Annotated in this window: 18 protein-coding genes and 2 tRNA genes; 11 read left to right on the top strand and 9 right to left on the bottom strand. The window is 56.7% G+C overall.

Translation table 11 applies throughout. The features are described from left to right. Nucleotides 1-82: 82 nt before the first annotated feature. On the bottom strand, nt 83-391 hold the full coding sequence (locus tag ACFO24_RS12465; protein WP_207574157.1) for an SWIB/MDM2 domain-containing protein: 309 nt from the start codon (nt 389-391) through the stop codon (nt 83-85). A 238-nt stretch (nt 392-629) separates the two neighbouring features. On the opposite strand from ACFO24_RS12465, the gene rraA reads away from it, so the two are divergent. The 10 genes from rraA to ACFO24_RS12415 all read left to right on the top strand — a co-directional run bounded on the left by rraA (nt 630) and on the right by ACFO24_RS12415 (nt 10,574). Then, entirely contained in the window at nt 630-1,124 is a 495-nt protein-coding gene (gene rraA / locus ACFO24_RS12460) for a ribonuclease E activity regulator RraA (RefSeq protein WP_377738628.1), read from the top strand. A gap of 254 nt (nt 1,125-1,378) precedes the next feature. Further along, nucleotides 1,379-2,710, top strand: coding sequence for an isocitrate lyase (gene aceA / locus ACFO24_RS12455; RefSeq protein WP_377738627.1), 1,332 nt, complete (start codon nt 1,379-1,381; stop codon nt 2,708-2,710). A 289-nt stretch (nt 2,711-2,999) separates the two neighbouring features. Next, nucleotides 3,000-4,919: a threonine--tRNA ligase gene (gene thrS / locus ACFO24_RS12450; RefSeq protein WP_377738626.1), complete on the top strand. Its 1,920-nt coding sequence runs from the start codon at nt 3,000-3,002 to the stop codon at nt 4,917-4,919. Between the two features lie 74 nt (nt 4,920-4,993). Then, the gene (infC, locus tag ACFO24_RS12445; RefSeq protein ID WP_377738625.1) at nt 4,994-5,599 is read left to right on the top strand and encodes a translation initiation factor IF-3; all 606 of its coding nucleotides are present in this window, start codon (nt 4,994-4,996) and stop codon (nt 5,597-5,599) included. A gap of 154 nt (nt 5,600-5,753) precedes the next feature. Next, nucleotides 5,754-5,957, top strand: coding sequence for a 50S ribosomal protein L35 (rpmI, locus tag ACFO24_RS12440; RefSeq protein ID WP_207574162.1), 204 nt, complete (start codon nt 5,754-5,756; stop codon nt 5,955-5,957). A gap of 27 nt (nt 5,958-5,984) precedes the next feature. Beyond that, nucleotides 5,985-6,344 carry a 50S ribosomal protein L20 gene (gene rplT, locus ACFO24_RS12435; protein WP_207574163.1) on the top strand — a complete coding sequence of 120 codons (360 nt, stop codon included), beginning with the start codon at nt 5,985-5,987 and terminating at the stop codon, nt 6,342-6,344. A 145-nt stretch (nt 6,345-6,489) separates the two neighbouring features. After that, entirely contained in the window at nt 6,490-7,545 is a 1,056-nt protein-coding gene (gene pheS / locus ACFO24_RS12430; protein WP_207574164.1) for a phenylalanine--tRNA ligase subunit alpha, read from the top strand. Between the two features lie 135 nt (nt 7,546-7,680). Continuing rightward, nucleotides 7,681-10,131 carry a phenylalanine--tRNA ligase subunit beta gene (gene pheT / locus ACFO24_RS12425; RefSeq protein ID WP_377738624.1) on the top strand — a complete coding sequence of 817 codons (2,451 nt, stop codon included), beginning with the start codon at nt 7,681-7,683 and terminating at the stop codon, nt 10,129-10,131. Further along, nucleotides 10,128-10,445, top strand: a complete 318-nt coding sequence (locus tag ACFO24_RS12420; RefSeq protein WP_207574166.1) for an integration host factor subunit alpha — start codon at nt 10,128-10,130, stop codon at nt 10,443-10,445. The genes pheT and ACFO24_RS12420 overlap by 4 nt, the downstream gene beginning before the upstream one ends. Nucleotides 10,446-10,497: 52 nt before the next feature. Continuing rightward, nucleotides 10,498-10,574, top strand: a tRNA-Pro gene (locus tag ACFO24_RS12415). 70 nt (nt 10,575-10,644) lie between these two features. Here the strand turns inward: ACFO24_RS12415 and ACFO24_RS12410 are convergent. After that, nucleotides 10,645-10,998 (bottom strand): single-stranded DNA-binding protein, encoded by a 354-nt coding sequence (locus ACFO24_RS12410; RefSeq protein ID WP_207574167.1) that lies wholly within the window; start codon nt 10,996-10,998, stop codon nt 10,645-10,647. 85 nt (nt 10,999-11,083) lie between these two features. Further along, nucleotides 11,084-11,160, bottom strand: a tRNA-Pro gene (locus ACFO24_RS12405). A gap of 173 nt (nt 11,161-11,333) precedes the next feature. Between ACFO24_RS12405 and ACFO24_RS12400 the strand changes: the two genes are divergently transcribed. Then, the gene (locus tag ACFO24_RS12400; protein WP_377738623.1) at nt 11,334-11,582 is read left to right on the top strand and encodes a DUF3297 family protein; all 249 of its coding nucleotides are present in this window, start codon (nt 11,334-11,336) and stop codon (nt 11,580-11,582) included. Between the two features lie 122 nt (nt 11,583-11,704). Here the strand turns inward: ACFO24_RS12400 and ACFO24_RS12395 are convergent, their stop codons facing one another. The 6 genes from ACFO24_RS12395 to ACFO24_RS12370 form a co-directional block, all read right to left on the bottom strand. Then, a complete protein-coding gene (locus ACFO24_RS12395; RefSeq protein WP_207574169.1) occupies nt 11,705-12,058 on the bottom strand; it encodes an FKBP-type peptidyl-prolyl cis-trans isomerase in 354 nt (117 codons plus the stop codon). A gap of 57 nt (nt 12,059-12,115) precedes the next feature. Next, nucleotides 12,116-12,415, bottom strand: coding sequence for a winged helix-turn-helix transcriptional regulator (locus ACFO24_RS12390; protein WP_207574170.1), 300 nt, complete (start codon nt 12,413-12,415; stop codon nt 12,116-12,118). A gap of 404 nt (nt 12,416-12,819) precedes the next feature. Next, the gene (locus tag ACFO24_RS12385) at nt 12,820-13,431 is read right to left on the bottom strand and encodes a DUF5610 domain-containing protein (protein WP_377738622.1); all 612 of its coding nucleotides are present in this window, start codon (nt 13,429-13,431) and stop codon (nt 12,820-12,822) included. A 98-nt stretch (nt 13,432-13,529) separates the two neighbouring features. After that, nucleotides 13,530-14,396, bottom strand: a complete 867-nt coding sequence (locus ACFO24_RS12380; protein WP_377738621.1) for a plasmid replication/partition related protein — start codon at nt 14,394-14,396, stop codon at nt 13,530-13,532. Nucleotides 14,397-14,502: 106 nt separating this feature from the next. After that, the gene (upp, locus tag ACFO24_RS12375) at nt 14,503-15,135 is read right to left on the bottom strand and encodes a uracil phosphoribosyltransferase (protein ID WP_207574173.1); all 633 of its coding nucleotides are present in this window, start codon (nt 15,133-15,135) and stop codon (nt 14,503-14,505) included. Nucleotides 15,136-15,249: 114 nt separating this feature from the next. Next, entirely contained in the window at nt 15,250-16,113 is an 864-nt protein-coding gene (locus tag ACFO24_RS12370; protein ID WP_377738620.1) for an isocitrate lyase/PEP mutase family protein, read from the bottom strand. Between the last annotated feature and the right edge of the window lie 102 nt (nt 16,114-16,215).

Raw genomic sequence — 16,215 nt, 5'->3', positions numbered from 1 at the left:
ATCTTTCGCATTTGCACAATCCTTGTGTGCAATGGGGATTAAAAAAGCCGACCAAGGTCGGCGTTTTCTAGCAGCAAGGTATTTATTTGGTGACGTGTTTGCCGATCAGGCCCGCCAGTTCAAACATGGTGACCTGGTCTTTGCCAAAAATAGGCTTGAGTTTGGCATCAGCGTTGATGTTGCGCTTGTTGGCAGCGTCTTGCAGGTTGTTGGCCTTGATGTAAACCCACAGTTTGCTGACGATTTCGGTGCGGGGCAGAGGGGCTTTTCCCACCACGGCAGCCAGTGCTGCATCGGGAGTCAGTGGCTTCATGAAGGCGGGATTGGGTGCGCGTTTTTTAGTGGGTTCAGCAGCCGTGGCGGTGGTGCTGGCTTTTTTTGCAGTTGCCATGTGTATTCCTTCGGGGTCTTGTTGCATTGGCAGGCCCTGGTGCCAACCAAAGTGGTGCAGATGCTAATGGGAAAAACATGGGTTTCAAGCAAGCTGACAGACTTTTTCATCTGAAGTGTTGTGTTGTTGTCAGCGAAGGCGCAGCAAATGTTGGCAGTGAGCTTGTTTCGGGTGTTCAATGCGCCGGTTTGTGCTGCAGCGTGCAGCACTCCTTATTTCATTAGCCGGAGTTTTCACCATGAAATTTGCTACTTGCGATTTGTGCGATGCCTTTAAAGACGACACCTCAGATGCTGTGCGCGTGCTGCCCCCGGTGTTTCAGCACTACGGTGCAGTAGGGCACTTTGCCGGCCCCGTGCGCACCGTGCAGTGCTTTGAGGACAACACCTTGGTCAAGCAAGCGCTCGATAGCCCAGGCGATGGTGCCGTGTTGGTGGTCGATGGCGGGGGCTCTTTGCGCAAGGCTTTGGTGGGCGGCAATTTGGCCGCTGCAGCTGCCCGCAATGGCTGGGCAGGGATTGTGGTGTGGGGCTGTGTGCGTGATGTCGCCGAGCTCAATGCCGAACAGCTGGGGATTCGGGCCCTGGGTTTGAACCCTATGCCCACCCAAAAGCGCAACCAGGGCCATGCCGACTTGGCGATTCAGATTGCTGGTGTCCGTGTGCGTCCAGGCGATTGGCTCTATGCCGATGCCGATGGCATCGTGGTCAGTGCTGCAGCGATCCATTGCTAAATTTCACATTACAAAAAATGAATTGCATTGGGTGAAATAAAAAAATGTTGCTTTGCAGCAAATGCGCACGAAAGCCTGCAGTTTTTAGAAAAAATTCAACATTGAACTTTTTAACTACTTGTTTTTTAAAGAAATAAAAATTTGTCTTATATAAGACATAAGAGATTGATTAACTCTTCTATAAGACTTACATTAGATGCCAAGGTGTTCAAGCAAGCACCACGGTTTTTCAACTTTGTAACTGGAGATCACACATGCCTCAATCCCTGAATCAGCAACTGAGCCGTGAGCAACAAATTGCCGCCCTGGAAAAAGACTGGGCCCAAAATCCCCGTTGGAAAAGCGTCAAGCGCAACTACAGCGCTGCCGACGTAGTGCGTCTGCGTGGCAGCCTGCAGCCTGAGCACACCCTGGCCCAGCGTGGTGCGGAAAAACTGTGGGAAAAAATTAACGGTGGTGCGAAAAAAGGCTATGTGAACGCTTTTGGTGCCATTACCGCTGGCCAAGCCATGCAGCAAGCCAAAGCAGGTCTGGAGGCTGTGTACCTGTCGGGTTGGCAAGTCGCCGCTGACGGTAACACTTCCGAAACCATGTACCCCGACCAGTCGCTGTATGCCTACGACTCGGTGCCCACTATGGTGCGTCGCATCAACAACACCTTCAAACGCGCTGACGAAATTCAGTGGGGCCGTGGTGTCAATCCTGGTGATGAAGGTTTTGTCGATTACTTCCTGCCCATCGTGGCCGATGCAGAGGCTGGTTTCGGCGGCGTGTTGAACGCTTTCGAACTGATGAAGAACATGATTGCTGCTGGCGCCGCTGGTGTTCACTTTGAAGACCAATTGGCCGCTGTGAAAAAATGTGGCCACATGGGCGGCAAAGTGCTGGTGCCGACCCAAGAAGCCGTTGAAAAACTGATGGCGGCCCGCTTCGCTGCTGACGTGATGGGTGTGCCCACCATCGTGCTGGCCCGCACGGATGCTGAAGCCGCCAACCTGCTGACCAGCGATTGCGATGCCAACGACCGTCCCTTCATTACCGGCGAGCGCACCCAAGAAGGCTTCTACCGCGTGAAAAATGGCCTGGAGCAAGCCATCAGCCGTGGTGTGGCTTACGCCCCCTACGCCGATCTGGTGTGGTGTGAAACGGGTGTGCCGGATATCGGCTTTGCCCGTGAATTTGCCCAAGCTGTACACGCTGCCTGCCCTGGCAAGCTGCTGTCGTACAACTGCTCGCCTTCGTTCAACTGGAAGAAAAACCTCAACGACAGCCAAATCGCTTCGTTCCAAGAAGAGCTGTCGGCGCTGGGTTACAAGTTCCAGTTCATCACTTTGGCTGGTATCCATATCAACTGGTACAACACCTTCCAGTTCGCCCACGCATACGCCCGTGGCGAAGGCATGAAGCACTATGTGAACATGGTGCAAGAGCCTGAATTTGCAGCCCGCGAACAAGGCTACACCTTCGTGTCGCACCAACAAGAAGTGGGCGCAGGCTATTTCGACGACGTGACCACCGTGATCCAAGGCGGCTCTTCCAGCGTGAAGGCCCTGACCGGTTCGACCGAAGAAGAACAGTTCCACTAAGCACTGTGGTAGCTAGGTCACAAACTTAGCACTCAGAAAAAGAAACGGGCTTGCTTTGCAAGCCCGTTTGTCTTTAAGTCGCTAAAATCATATTTTTTCTAATTTACAAGGGCGAGAAAGGCATCATTGGTTATGACACCGCGAACTACAACGTCAATCACTGCTCGCCGCTAGGGCCAGAGAGTTCGCGCATCCCAAAAGCTTCCCTCTTCTTTCTTTTAGGCGCGGACTGGTTCCGCGCTTTTTTATTGTTTGCGTGGCTTGAATTTTTAAAAGTTAAAACGAAGTTATGTTGAAAATTACCCTTCCCGACGGATCCGTGCGCGAGTTTGATGGGCCGGTCACGATCATGCAGGTGGCCCAGTCCATCGGTGCCGGCTTAGCCAAAAACACCGTCGCTGGCCGTGTCAATGGACGCTTGCTGGATGCTTGCGACGTGATTGCGCAAGATGCCACGCTGCAAATCATCACCCCCAAGGACCAAGAAGGGGTGGACATCATCCGCCACTCCTGTGCCCACTTGATTGGCCATGCCGTCAAGCAGCTGTACCCCACCGCCAAGATGGTGATTGGCCCAGTGATTGAAGAAGGTTTTTACTACGATATTTCGTATGAGCGCCCCTTCACCCCTGAAGACGTGGCGGCCATTGAAGCGCGGATGAAAGAGCTGATTGCCCAAGACTACGATGTCGTTAAAAAAATGACACCGCGTGCCGAGGTGATTAAAGTTTTTGAGCAGCGCGGCGAAGCGTACAAACTGCGTTTGGTGGAAGACATGCCCAATGAAACGCAAATGGGCTTGTACTACCACCAAGAATACGTGGACATGTGCCGGGGCCCACACGTGCCCAATACCCGCTTTTTGAAAGTCTTCAAGCTCACCAAGCTGGCCGGTGCCTATTGGCGCGGTGATGCCAAGAATGAGCAGCTGCAGCGCATTTATGGTACGGCTTGGGCCGATGAAAAAGATCTGCAAGCCTACATCACCCGCATTGAGGAAGCTGAAAAACGCGATCACCGCAAGCTGGGCCGAGAGCTGAACTTATTTCACATTGATGAGCATTCCCCCGGCACCGTTTTTTGGCATGCCAAAGGTTGGCAAATTTGGCAAGAAGTAGAGCAGTACATGCGCCGTGTGTACCGTGATAACGGTTATTTAGAGGTAAAAGGCCCGCAGATTCTGGATCGTACGCTCTGGGAAAAAACCGGCCACTGGGACAAGTACCGTGACAACATGTTCACGACCGAGAGCGAAAAGCACGACTTCGCGCTCAAGCCGATGAACTGCCCAGGGCACATTCTGATCTTCAAGCAAGGCATTAAAAGCTACCGTGAATTGCCGTTGCGCATGGGTGAATTTGGCCAATGCCACCGCAATGAACCGACGGGCGGTTTGCACGGCATCATGCGTGTACGCGCATTCACACAGGACGATGGGCACATCTTCTGTATGGAAGATCAAGTGCAGCAAGAAGTGCTCAATTTCACGCGTTTGCTGCAAAAGGTGTACCAAGATTTTGGCTTTACCGACATTATTTACAAGGTGGCCACCCGCCCTGAGGCGCGCATTGGCTCAGACGAGAGCTGGGACAAAGCAGAGGCGGCGCTGTTTGATAGCCTGAAAGCCTCGGGCTGTGAATACCAAGTTGCTGTGGGTGATGGCGCTTTTTATGGCCCCAAAATTGAGTACACCTTGAAAGATGCCTTGGGCCGCCAGTGGCAGTGCGGCACGATTCAAGTCGATTTTTCTATGCCCGAGCGCTTGGATGCGGAGTATGTCGGCGAAGACGGCAATCGCCATCGCCCCGTGATGCTGCACCGGGCCATTGTGGGTTCGATGGAGCGTTTTATCGGAATTTTGATTGAGCAGCATGCGGGTGCTTTGCCCGTATGGCTGGCACCGCAGCAAGTGGCGGTACTCAATATCACCGATGCGCAAAGTGATTACGTGCAGGAAATTGTCGCAAAAGTGCAAAAAGTACTGCCAGATCATGCACTCAAGATTGCCGCAGACCTTCGCAATGAAAAGATCACGTATAAAATACGTGAACATGCATTGCAAAAGCTTCCCTATATCTTGGTCGCAGGCGACAAAGAAAAAGCTGCTGGCACCGTTGCTGTGCGGGCGCGAGGGAATAAAGATCTTGGCGTGATGAGTGTGCAAGCCTTCATCGATTTGCTAGCCCAAGATATTGCCAATAAAGCTTAAAAGTATTAACGCGGGCTTGTCCCGCGTGCTTTGTGTGTAGGAAGCTACCCTTTTCGTAGCGTTTAAATTTTAGGGTGAGAGCCATAGCTACAGAATTTCGTGATCGTCGCCAGCGTGAAGAGCGCAAGCACCGTTTGAACCGTGAAATCTCCGCACCAGAAATCCGCCTGATGGGGCCGGACAACGAAGCCTTGGGCATCGTGCCTTTGCAAGAGGCGCTGCGTGCGGCCGGTGAGTTGGATGTGGATTTGGTTGAAATTGCTGCCACAGCCAGCCCCCCGGTATGCCGGTTGATGGACTATGGCAAGTTTAAATACCAAGAGCAGAAGAAGGCTGCCGAGGCCAAGGCCAAGCAAGCGGTTGTTGAGATCAAGGAAGTGAAATTCCGTCCCGGCACGGATGATGGTGACTACAACATCAAACTGCGTAATATCCGACGCTTTTTGGGGGAGGGCGATAAGTGTAAAATCACGCTTCGCTTTCGTGGCCGCGAGATTACGCACCAGCAGCTGGGCTTGGATTTGCTCAACCGCTTGCGCGACGATCTGGCCGACTCCATCCAGGTGGAGCAGTTTCCCAAGTTGGAAGGCCGCCAAATGGTGATGATGATTGCCCCAGCACGTAAAAAGCCAGGAGCTGGCAAATCTGCTGAAGCAGGCGCACCAGAAAAAGCAGAGTAATTACCCCATTGCAGGAGCTTGTCTGAAGCACTTTGTGCCCCAGACAAGCTTTTGTATTGCCCTGGATTTTTTCTGGGGTAAATAAGTGACTCGGGGCCAACAAGTTTTGCTGTGGTGGCAAACGCCTTGCGAGCACAAGTAACAGGAGCATTCAATGCCCAAAATGAAAACCAAGAGCAGCGCGAAGAAACGTTTTCGCGTCCGTCCGGGTGGCACCGTCAAGCGCGGTCAAGCCTTCAAGCGTCACATCTTGACCAAGAAGACCACCAAGAACAAGCGTAACCTGCGTGGCATCGTCAATGTGCATGAGTCCGATGTGGCCTCTATTGCCAAGATGATGCCCATGGCTGGCCTGTAATTTTTTAGACGAACAAGGAGTAAACATATGCCTCGCGTCAAACGTGGTGTAACGGCCCGTGCCCGTCACAAAAAAGTTCTGGCTCAAGCCAAAGGTTTCCGCGGCCGCCGCGGTAATGTCTTCCGCGTCGCCAAACAGGCGGTGATGAAGGCCGGTCAGTACGCTTACCGTGACCGCCGCAACAAGAAACGCGTGTTCCGCCGTCTGTGGATCACCCGTATCAATGCGGCTGCACGCGAATTGGGCCTGACCTACAGCCAGTTCACCAATGGCCTGAAAAAGGCTGCCATCGACATCGACCGCAAAATGCTGGCCGACATCGCTGTGCATGACAAGGCTGCTTTTGGCAGCATCGTGGAACAAGTAAAAGCCAAGCTGGCTGCTTGAGTTCACGATCGGTAGTTATAAAGTAATAGCTACTGACGCACTATCAGCAAGGGCTAGGGCTTGAAAAGGCACTAGCCCTTGTTGTATTTGAATATTGAAGTATTGAAAATGCGACAGCAAGGTCGCAAGCAAAGTCAAAGTCGCTATGAACGAATTGGATTCCCTGGTTGCCAGCGCCCGCGAGTTGTTCGCGCAGGCGGCTACCCCTGTTGAGTTGGAAAACGCCAAAGCCCAGTTTTTGGGCAAAGCCGGCAAGATGACCGAGCTGATGAAGGGCATGGCGCAGCTGTCCGTAGAAGAGAAGAAAACCCGGGGCGCTGCCATCAACGTGACCAAGCAGGCCATTGAAGCGGCCCTGACCGAGCGCCGCAATGCCCTGGCTGAGGCCCAGTTGCAGGTGCAATTGCAGGCCGAGCGCCTGGATGTCACCTTGCCGGGCCGCCAACGTGGCCAAGGGGGCTTGCACCCGGTGTCGCTGACCTTGGAGCGCATTGAGGGGATTTTTGCCTCGATGGGCTTTGAAGTGGCCGAGGGCCCAGAGATTGAGTCTGACTGGTTCAACTTCACCGCGCTCAATACCCCGGAAGACCACCCGGCGCGTTCGATGCACGACACGTTTTATGTCGAAGGCGGCACGCCGCAGGCCCCGAATTTGCTGCGCACGCACACCAGCCCGATGCAGGTGCGCCATGCGGTGCAGCACGTCAAGCGCTACCGCAACCAGCTCGATGCAGGGCAGGGCATGCCCGAGATTCGTGTGATTGCCCCCGGGCGCACCTACCGTGTGGATTCGGATGCTACGCACTCGCCCATGTTCCATCAGTGCGAAGGCTTGTGGATTGGCGAGAATGTGAGTTTTAAAGACCTGAAGGTCGTATTTACCGATTTTTGCAAGACGTTTTTTGAAAGCGATGACCTGGTGCTGCGCTTTCGCCCGAGCTTTTTTCCGTTCACCGAGCCATCGGCCGAAGTGGACATCCAGTTCCAAAGCGGCCCCTTGGCGGGCAAGTGGCTGGAAGTGGCCGGCAGCGGCCAGGTGCACCCCAATGTGGTGCGCAACATGGGCTTAGACCCCGAGCGCTTTATCGGTTTTGCCTTTGGCATGGGACCCGATCGCCTGACCATGCTGCGCTATGGCGTGAATGATTTGCGCCTGTTCTTTGATGGCGATATCCGCTTCTTGTCCCAATTTAATAAGTAAAAAGTGAGCTGTTTGCGCTGCTATATGGATATTTCAGATTGTTTTTAGCCTGAAATGTTGATAAGTAAAGCGGTAACAGCTATCTTTTAATGATTGTGCGCTGAGGCTGCCTCGGCGCATGCGATGGAAAAAAACATGCAGTTTCCTGAATCTTGGTTGCGCCAATACTGCAACCCTCCGCTGAGCACCCAGGCCCTGGCCGATACCTTGACCATGGCTGGTCTGGAGGTGGAAGAGCTGGACCCGGTGGCTCCACCCTTTACCGGCATTGTTGTTGGTGAGATCAAAGAAGCCGTGCAACACCCGGATGCCGACCGTCTGCGGGTGTGCCAGGTGGATGTGGGCGGCCCTGAGTTGCTCAGCATTGTCTGCGGTGCGCCCAATGCCCGCGTCGGCATCCGGGTGCCCTGCGCCACCGTGGGGGCCGAGTTGCCGCCCGGGCCGGACGGCAAGCCGTTCAAAATCAAGGTGGGCAAGCTGCGCGGCGTGCCCAGCTTTGGCATGCTGTGCTCGGCCAAAGAGCTGGGGGTGGATGAGGATGCCAGTGGCCTGCTGGAGCTGCCCCTGGATGCGCCGCTGGGCCAGAACTTGCGCGAGTACCTGAATCTGGACGACACGCTGTTCACCCTCAAACTCACGCCCAATCTGGCGCACTGCCTGAGCGTTTACGGCGTGGCCCGTGAGCTGTCGGCACTGACCGGGGCCCCCCTGACGGCGCTTGAATTTTCACACGCTAGTGTGGGGCACCAAGACAGTTTGCCGGTAGAGATTCAAGCGCCTGACCTGTGTGGCCGCTTTTCCGGCCGCATCGTGCGCGGTGTCAATACCCAAGTCAAAACGCCGCAGTGGATGGTTGATCGCCTGGCGCGTTGTGGCCAGCGCTCGGTGGCGCCGCTGGTGGATATTTCCAACTACGTGATGTTTGAGCTGGGCCAGCCGACGCATATTTTTGACCTCGACAAAATCCACGGCGGCCTGCAAGTGCGCTGGGGGCAGGCCGGTGAGCAGCTCAAGCTGTTGAACGGTAATACCGTCACGGTGGATGCGCAGGTGGGGGTGATTGCCGATGCCAATGGCCTGGAATCGCTGGCCGGCATCATGGGGGGCGATGCCACGGCGGTGTCGGATGGCACGCAGAACATCTACATTGAAGCGGCTTTTTGGTGGCCCAAGGCCGTGGCCGGCCGCTCGCGCCGCTTTAATTTCTCGACCGATGCCGGGCACCGTTTTGAGCGCGGTGTCGATCCGGCCCACACGGTGCAGGTGATTGAGCGCATTACCGAGCTGGTGCTGCAAATTTGCGGCACCGCCGACACCACCTGTGGCCCGATTACCGATGTCCAGCCCAACGTGCCCGCGCCCAAGCAAGTGCAGCTGCGCGTGGCGCGTGCCGCCAAAGTGATTGGCATGCCAGTGACCCAGCAGCAGTGCCTGGATGCGTTGAACGGCCTGGGCTTGCCCGCAGTGGCCGTGGGCAGCGAGGCGGTGGCGGTGATGGCGCCGACCTTCCGCTTTGACATCAATCTGGAAGAGGATTTGATCGAAGAAGTGGCCCGCATGATCGGCTACGAGCAATTGCCCACCAGCAAACCGCTGGCACCGATTGCGCCCAAACTGCTGAGCGAAAACCGCCGCAGCCCGTTTACCGTGCGCCATTTGCTGGCCGGTTTGGGCTACCAGGAAACCATTAACTTCAGCTTTGTTGAAGAAAAGTGGGAGCAAACCCTGGCCGCCAATAAAGACCCTATCCGGTTATTGAACCCCATTGCCAGCCATTTGAGCGTGATGCGCTCCTCTTTGTTGGGTTCTTTGCTGCAGGTGCTCAAGTTCAACCTCGATCGCAAAGCCGCGCGCGTGCGCGTGTTTGAACTGGGGCGGGTGTTTTTTAAAGATGCTGCGGTTGAAGAATCTGACACCACCATCAAAGGCTTTGACCAGCCGATGCGGGTGGCTGGGTTGGCCTATGGCAGCAATGCGCCGCTGCAATGGGGGGTGCAGGATGGCCGCGTCGATTTCTTTGATGTGAAAGGCGACGTGCAAGCGCTGCTGGCCCCGCTGCAAGCACAGTTTGAGCCCGCTGAACACCCCGCCATGCACCCTGGCCGTTGCGCCCGGGTGGTGCTGGCCGGGCAAGAAATTGGCCATGTCGGTGAGTTGCACCCCCAGTGGTGCCAGCAGTGGGATTTGCCGCAGGCTCCAGTGATGTTTGAACTGGCGCTGCAGGCCGTGCTGCAGCGCCCGGTGCCGCAATTTACTCCGGTGCCCAAGCACCAGGCGGTGGAGCGCGACATTGCGGTGGTGGTCAAAGAAAGCGTGACCCATGCCCAGCTGATGGCGGCCGTGCATGCGGCGGTGCCGGCGCAGACGCTACGCTCGGCGGTGCTGTTTGATGTCTTCCGCCCGAAAAAGCTCAAACCGGGTGAAGTCGCCAGTGCCGGTGCGTTGGCACACGATGAGAAAAGTTTGGCCGTGCGCTTGACCTTGGGCCGCCAGGCCGAAGCCTTGACCGATGCCGATATTGATGCTGCCATGCAGGCGGTAATTGCTGCCTTGGCCGAGCAACTCGGTGCCAAGCTGCGAGGATGAAGATGATGGAAGAAAACTTTGAAGCCGGTGCCTTGACCAAGGCCGAATTGGTCGATTTGCTGTTTGAGCAAATGGGAATGAACAAGCGCGAAGCCAAGATGGTGGTCGATGGCTTTTTTGACCTGATTTGTCAAAGCCTGGTGCGTGGTGAAGACGTCAAACTCTCGGGTCTGGGCAACTTCCAGGTGCGTGAAAAAGCCCCCCGTCCAGGGCGCAATCCCCGCACCGGGGAGTTGGTGCCGATTGCTGCCCGCCGGGTGGTGACCTTCCACGCCAGCGCAAAATGCAAGGAATTGATGCACGCCGCCACATAAACTTGGCAAGTTTGTAAAATTGCGGGTTTTTCCCCTCTATAATCCGCAGCTTCGGCGTGTAGCGCAGCCTGGTAGCGCACTTGCATGGGGTGCAAGGGGTCGCGAGTTCGAATCCCGCCACGCCGACCAATTTAAAAGCCCTTGGATTGTTTCAATCCAAGGGCTTTTTGTTTTTAGCTTTGATTGGCAGAAAAGTGCTTTAAGCAAATTCTGCGCTATGTATTTGGGTTGGGACGGCCAGCACCCGGTAGGCCACAACATCCAAGGCGGGGTAGCTGGCACCTTGCTTGTCTGTCCAGACTTTGGGCGTGAGGGGGCCGACGATGGACACCACATCGCCCTCTTGCAAATCCAGTAGCTGTTTGCAGGGGACGGGGTCAAAGGCGACAACATTCACAAACAGGCTGCTGGGGATTTCGGCGGCTGCGTTGGGGCGCAAGTTGCCGTCGCCGACGGTGGCACGCATCCGGGCCACCATGAAGGTTTTGCCAAAGCGGTCGGTGCGCTCGCTGGGGTCGGTGGTCAGGCGTCCGGTGATCAAGCCTTCAATCATGGAATAAAACTTTCGTGGCGAATCAAAAAAATAGGTAAAAAACAAAAAAGGCCAACATTTTAAAATGTTGGCCTTTTGGAATCAATGGTCGGCGTGGCGGGATTCGAACTCGCGACCCCTTGCACCCCATGCAAGTGCGCTACCAGGCTGCGCTACACGCCGACAAGACTGAAATTATATACCGGATTTAAAGCGTTTAACAAGATGCGCCAAACCAAAGCGCACAAGGGGGTTGCGGGTTTGGGGCCTGCGCAGGGGTGGTGCTGCTGGGCAATCAAGGGTTTCAGGGAATTTTCTACAATCGCGCCTTTGCAACTTTTCTTTGTTTTTTTGTTATGACGCAATCCACTGAGCGCCCCGCACTGCCCGATCACTTGTCGATAGACCCCCGCAGCCCGCACTTTGTGGCGGCGGTGTTTGAGCACGATGTTGGGATTCGTTTTAATGGCCAAGAGCGCCAAGATGTGGAGGAGTACTGCGTGAGCGAAGGCTGGGTGAAGGTGCCGGCCGGCAAAACCCTGGATCGCAAAGGGCGGCCTTTGCTGATGAAGCTCAAAGGCACGGTGGAGGCGTATTACCGTTAGATTCCAGGCCATGGCCCTGCAGTGGCAAGCTGCGGTGGCAGTGTTGCCAGATAAAGCCAGATAAAAAAAGCGCTCCTTTCATAGGAGCGCTTTTTTATGGTCAGCCTTCCCGGACTGGCGATTTAAACCGCCAGCAGCTCTACGTCAAATTTGAGGGTGGCGTTGGGGGGAATGACGCCACCGGCACCGTAAGCGCCGTAGCCCAGCTCAGGGGGGATGATCAAGGTGCGCTGGCCACCCACTTGCATGCCTTGCACGCCTTCGTCCCAGCCGCGAATGACCATGCCTGCGCCCAGGGCAAACACAAAGGGGTCGTTGCGGTCTTTGCTGGAATCAAATTTGGCACCTTGCTGCCCGTTTTGGTACAGCCAGCCGGTGTAATGCACGGTGACTTGTTTACCTGCCACAGCGGTGGCACCCGTGCCGGTCACGGTGTCTTCGTATTGCAAGCCAGAGGCGGTTTGTTGCAGAGCCATAAATGCTTTCGTTTTCGTCGTTGTGTAGGGGGCTAAAGGGAAGTCGAAGCGCTGGGGTTAGTCTTTGTTCTTGACCCAACGATTGGCAAAAGCCTGCAAGTCGTTCAGGCGTTTGAGCAGGTCTTGGCCCTGCAAGGTGACGGTGTAGCCATCGCTGCCGTGCTCCATGAAGCCAGCTTCGCGCAGTTCTTTGATGCGGGTGTTCAAGGTGTTGGGGGTGATGCCGCCCACGCTGTCTTGCAGCAGGCGGAAGGTTTGGGGGTAGCCATCGCGCAAGGCCCAGAGAATGCGCAGGGCATAGCGGCGCTCTAGCTGGTCAAACAGTTGATGAATGGCGATATTGTCTTTCAAACTCATGGGTGCTTCTCCTAGTGCTGCGCCGTGGTGGCGCGTCATTACGCTACAAGTTTAGTAGCTCTAGAGTTGGGGCGGCAACAAAATGCGCGTCAAAAGGGTGCAATTGATTAAAAAATGTTGCTTCGCTGCTACGGTTCTTGGGGGGAAGAAAACGGTGCAAAAAAAATAGCACCCAGGCCAACTGGCAGCTTGGGGTGCTTGGGGTTGCAACGCAGCACAGCAGGGTGTGCGGCGGTGTTGCTTAGAACGTGTTCATGATCTCGGATGAAGGTGTGGGGGATGCGGTTCGGGATGGGTTGCGAGGCGCAAACCACAGCAATAGCTTGGCTATTGCGAGGATTTGCAACGACGCAGACCGCCCGAAGCCGCGCCCGCACACCCATGAGGAGATCGTGAACACGTTCTTAGGCTCGGAGGGCCGCTTCGGGGGTGTCTTTTGGGGCCTCTTTTGGGGTGAGCGCGGCCAGTTTGGCGGCTAAAAATTCGTCATAGCCTTTTTGCACCAGTTCAAAGGTTTGGTTGATGCCTTGGGCAATCGGGCTGCCTTCGCCCAGTACGCCCAGCCCATTCAGGATGTCGCTGGCCTCGTTGAAGCCTTGTTCAAAACCACCGCGAATCAGCCCGACAAAATTACGGATGACATCCTCGGGTGCATCGTCTTTGTGCTGGGCGGCATAGGCTTCAAAAAACGCGGTGGACATGCTCAAGATGCGGCTGGCGGTGCCCTCGGGGCTGTTGTCCTGGCCCATGGCTTGGCCAATCGCATCGGGGCCCAGTTCGGGAGCTAAATATTCGTTGATGCCGTCAATGGCGGTGCGGTACAGCAAGGCCATGCTGTTGTTGCCCGCTTGCAGTGACACTTGCAGCGATGCTTGCAAAATTTGGGCGTTCAGCGTGTCGCGCTGGCCTTGGGGGCGGCTTTGGCTGGCCGCTTTGGCTTGGGTCAGCGCATCGTTGGCTGCGGGGGATGGGGTGGTGGGTTGGCTTGGGGCCAGGCTGGCGGTGGGTGCAACCATGGTGTTCTCCTGCGCTTGTGAGAGAGGGTGCCCCTTTTATCGGCAGGCGCAGGGAAAACTAAAGCCTTATTTAGTAGCGGATGCTGCGCACCGGGGGGTTACTGGCCTTGCTCTGCCAGCAGCTCTTGCAGGGTTTGCACTTGCAGGCGCAGGCGCTGGTTTTCTTCTTCCAAGGTGGCGATGCGCGCTTGCAGGGCCTGGGTGTCGGCGGGTGCGTGGGGTGGCGCATCATCGTGCTCGGCTGGGTTCAGGGCTTGGCTGGCTTTTTCTTGGCGGGCGACTTTTTGGGCTTGGCGGATGCGCTTGGCGGCCTCTTTCAGGCCCTGGGCACCGTCTTGGGCGGCGGTTTGTTGCTCGGCCACGGGCAGCTTGGCCAGCACAGCGGCGGTGCTGAGCGAGAGTTCGCCATTTTTGATGGCAGCCACCAGCTCGGGGGCGGCTTTTTCTTGGATGGTTTCAATGTGCTTGACCTGGGCGGGAGACAGGCGGGCGGCCCGTGCTAGGGCTTCGCGGGTGTCCAGGGCCTGGTCCGGCACTTTGGGGACGCTGGCCAGCGCGGCCTGGCTGGCCTCGGTGGGGTCGTCGGCTGCGTCGTGCTGGGTGGCTTGCTGCACGGCGGTGGCGGCGGTGGCGCGGCGCTGGGCGATGATTTCGCGCTTGCGCAGGGCCAGCACGCCGCGCTGAAAGTCCGAGACGCTGCGCCGGCCCAGGTGCTGGTCAATCATCCACAGGTGCACGTCTTCCATGCTCGCAAACTGGGTGTTTTGCACGGTTTGAAAGGGCAGGCCATGTTTTTGGCAAATGCCGTAGCGGTTGTGCCCGTCCACCAAGATATTGCCCCACAGCACCAAGGCATCGCGGCAGCCTTCGGCCAGGATGCTGCGCTCCAGGGCATCGTGTTCATCCGGGGTAAGGGGGTCGATATAGGCTTTGAGTTCGGGCAGGACGGTGATTTCAGCAGACATGGCAGATAAAAATAAAGAAGCACTCTGCGCAATGGCACAGAGTGCTTTTAGATGGTTAGATAGTATTTTTAAGCTTATTTAAGCGCAAGGCGCTATTTTAAATAGCTTACTTGGTGCCAAAAATGCGGTCGCCCGCATCGCCCAGGCCGGGCAGGATGTAGCCATGATCGTCCAGCTGGCGGTCGATGGCGGCGGTGTAGATGTCCACATCCGGGTGGGCGGCCTGCAGCGTGGCGATGCCCTCGGGGGCGGCCAGCAGGCACATGAATTTGATGCTTTTGGGCTGGCTGCGGTTTTTCAGGTGGCTGACGGCGGCGGCGGCCGAGTTGCCCGTGGCCAGCATGGGATCGACGACGATGGCATCGCGCTCGCACATTTTGTCGGGCATTTTGTAGTAGTACTCGACCGGCTGCAGGGTCTGCGGGTCGCGAAACAGGCCAATGTGGCCGATGCGCGAGCCGGGCACGACGTTGAGCATGCCGTCCAAAAAGCCGTTGCCCGCGCGCAGGATGGACACCAGCACCAGTTTTTTGCCGTCGATGACTTTGCCGGTGGTGGTCTCCAGCGGGGTTTCAATTTCGATCTCTTGCAGCGGCATGTCGCGCGTGAGCTCGTAGGCCATCAGCGTGGACAGCTCGCCCAGCATGCGCCGAAAGCTGTTGGTGCTGGCTTCTTTGCGGCGCATCAGGGTCAGTTTGTGCTGGACGAGGGGGTGGTCAATCAGGTGAACAGTGCTCATGGGGGCGCTGGAAAATGGGGGTGAAAAAAGAAAGCAACCAACCAGGGGCGCAAAAAAACCGCCAGCGGGTGCGGCGGTTTTCGCGTGGAAGGTACAACCGTGTGGGGCTGAACTTTACTGGTATTTTTTCTCCAGCGCATCCCAGATGGGCTTGTTGACCAAACGCTGGCGCTCGGCAAACGGTGCGACCAGGTTGGGGTCTTCTTGGATGTGGCCTTCGTTTTTCAGCACGCCCAGGGCGCGTTGCATGCCGGCCACCGCGCCTTGCAGGGCGGCGTTGGCGTACAGCACGATGCCGTAGCCCATTTTGGCCAGCTCTTCGGTGCTGGTGATGGGCGTTTTGCCGCCGATGACCATGTTCATCAGCTGGGGCGTTTTCAGGCGCTGGGGCAGGGCGGCGATGTGCTCGGCGCTGGTGACGGCTTCGACAAACAGCAGGTCGGCACCGGCCTCGGCGTATTGCTGGGCGCGTTCCACCGCTGCGTCAAAGCCGTGGATAGCGGCGGCATCGGTGCGGGCCATGATGATGGTGCCCTTGTTGCGGCGTGCATCGCACGCGGCCTTGATCTTGCCGATCATTTCGCTGGCTTCAATCACTTCTTTGCCGTTGAAGTGGCCGCAGCGCTTGGGGCTGACCTGGTCTTCCAGCTGGATGCAGTCGGCCCCGGCGCGCTCCAGGGTGCGCACGGCGTGGTAGGTGTTCAGCGCGTTGCCAAAGCCGGTGTCGGCATCGACGATCAGCGGCACCTCTACCGCGTCGCGGATGCGGGCGGTGTGGTCGGCGATGTCGGTCAGGCCCATAAAGCCTTGGTCGGGCAGGCCAAACCACATATTGGTCACGCCAGCGCCGGTCACATAAATGGCTTCAAAGCCCATGTCGGCCACCAGGCGGGCGGACATGGCGTTGAACGCGCCGGGCACGATCACGCCGCGGCGTTGGGCGATCAGGGAGCGCAGTTGTTGTTGGGTGGTGCTCATAACAATCCTTTGCTGTGCAAGTGAAAAAAGCTGGCCCCAAATAGCGAGGGCCAGCCTTCATGGTTTCAATAGCTTGTTGCGCTTGCTAAATAAGGATTTCAG

This window comes from Comamonas denitrificans, from assembly GCF_042654745.1.
Taxonomy (GTDB): Bacteria; Pseudomonadota; Gammaproteobacteria; order Burkholderiales; family Burkholderiaceae_C; genus Comamonas; species Comamonas denitrificans.
The sequence above is the reverse complement of the archived record's forward strand: the minus strand, read 5'-3'. Positions and strand labels throughout refer to the sequence as shown.

Bases quoted from the DNA above. Each gene is read 5' to 3' on its own strand.
- ACFO24_RS12465 (WP_207574157.1), bottom strand. From the start codon at position 391: ATGGCAACTGCAAAAAAAGCCAGCACCACCGCCACGGCTGCTGAACCC.
- rraA (WP_377738628.1), top strand. From the start codon at position 630: ATGAAATTTGCTACTTGCGATTTGTGCGATGCCTTTAAAGACGACACC.
- aceA (WP_377738627.1), top strand. From the start codon at position 1,379: ATGCCTCAATCCCTGAATCAGCAACTGAGCCGTGAGCAACAAATTGCC.
- thrS (WP_377738626.1), top strand. From the start codon at position 3,000: ATGTTGAAAATTACCCTTCCCGACGGATCCGTGCGCGAGTTTGATGGG.
- rpmI (WP_207574162.1), top strand. From the start codon at position 5,754: ATGCCCAAAATGAAAACCAAGAGCAGCGCGAAGAAACGTTTTCGCGTC.
- rplT (WP_207574163.1), top strand. From the start codon at position 5,985: ATGCCTCGCGTCAAACGTGGTGTAACGGCCCGTGCCCGTCACAAAAAA.
- pheS (WP_207574164.1), top strand. From the start codon at position 6,490: ATGAACGAATTGGATTCCCTGGTTGCCAGCGCCCGCGAGTTGTTCGCG.
- pheT (WP_377738624.1), top strand. From the start codon at position 7,681: ATGCAGTTTCCTGAATCTTGGTTGCGCCAATACTGCAACCCTCCGCTG.
- ACFO24_RS12420 (WP_207574166.1), top strand. From the start codon at position 10,128: ATGAAGATGATGGAAGAAAACTTTGAAGCCGGTGCCTTGACCAAGGCC.
- ACFO24_RS12410 (WP_207574167.1), bottom strand. From the start codon at position 10,998: ATGATTGAAGGCTTGATCACCGGACGCCTGACCACCGACCCCAGCGAG.
- ACFO24_RS12400 (WP_377738623.1), top strand. From the start codon at position 11,334: ATGACGCAATCCACTGAGCGCCCCGCACTGCCCGATCACTTGTCGATA.
- ACFO24_RS12395 (WP_207574169.1), bottom strand. From the start codon at position 12,058: ATGGCTCTGCAACAAACCGCCTCTGGCTTGCAATACGAAGACACCGTG.
- ACFO24_RS12390 (WP_207574170.1), bottom strand. From the start codon at position 12,415: ATGAGTTTGAAAGACAATATCGCCATTCATCAACTGTTTGACCAGCTA.
- ACFO24_RS12385 (WP_377738622.1), bottom strand. From the start codon at position 13,431: ATGGTTGCACCCACCGCCAGCCTGGCCCCAAGCCAACCCACCACCCCA.
- ACFO24_RS12380 (WP_377738621.1), bottom strand. From the start codon at position 14,396: ATGTCTGCTGAAATCACCGTCCTGCCCGAACTCAAAGCCTATATCGAC.
- upp (WP_207574173.1), bottom strand. From the start codon at position 15,135: ATGAGCACTGTTCACCTGATTGACCACCCCCTCGTCCAGCACAAACTG.
- ACFO24_RS12370 (WP_377738620.1), bottom strand. From the start codon at position 16,113: ATGAGCACCACCCAACAACAACTGCGCTCCCTGATCGCCCAACGCCGC.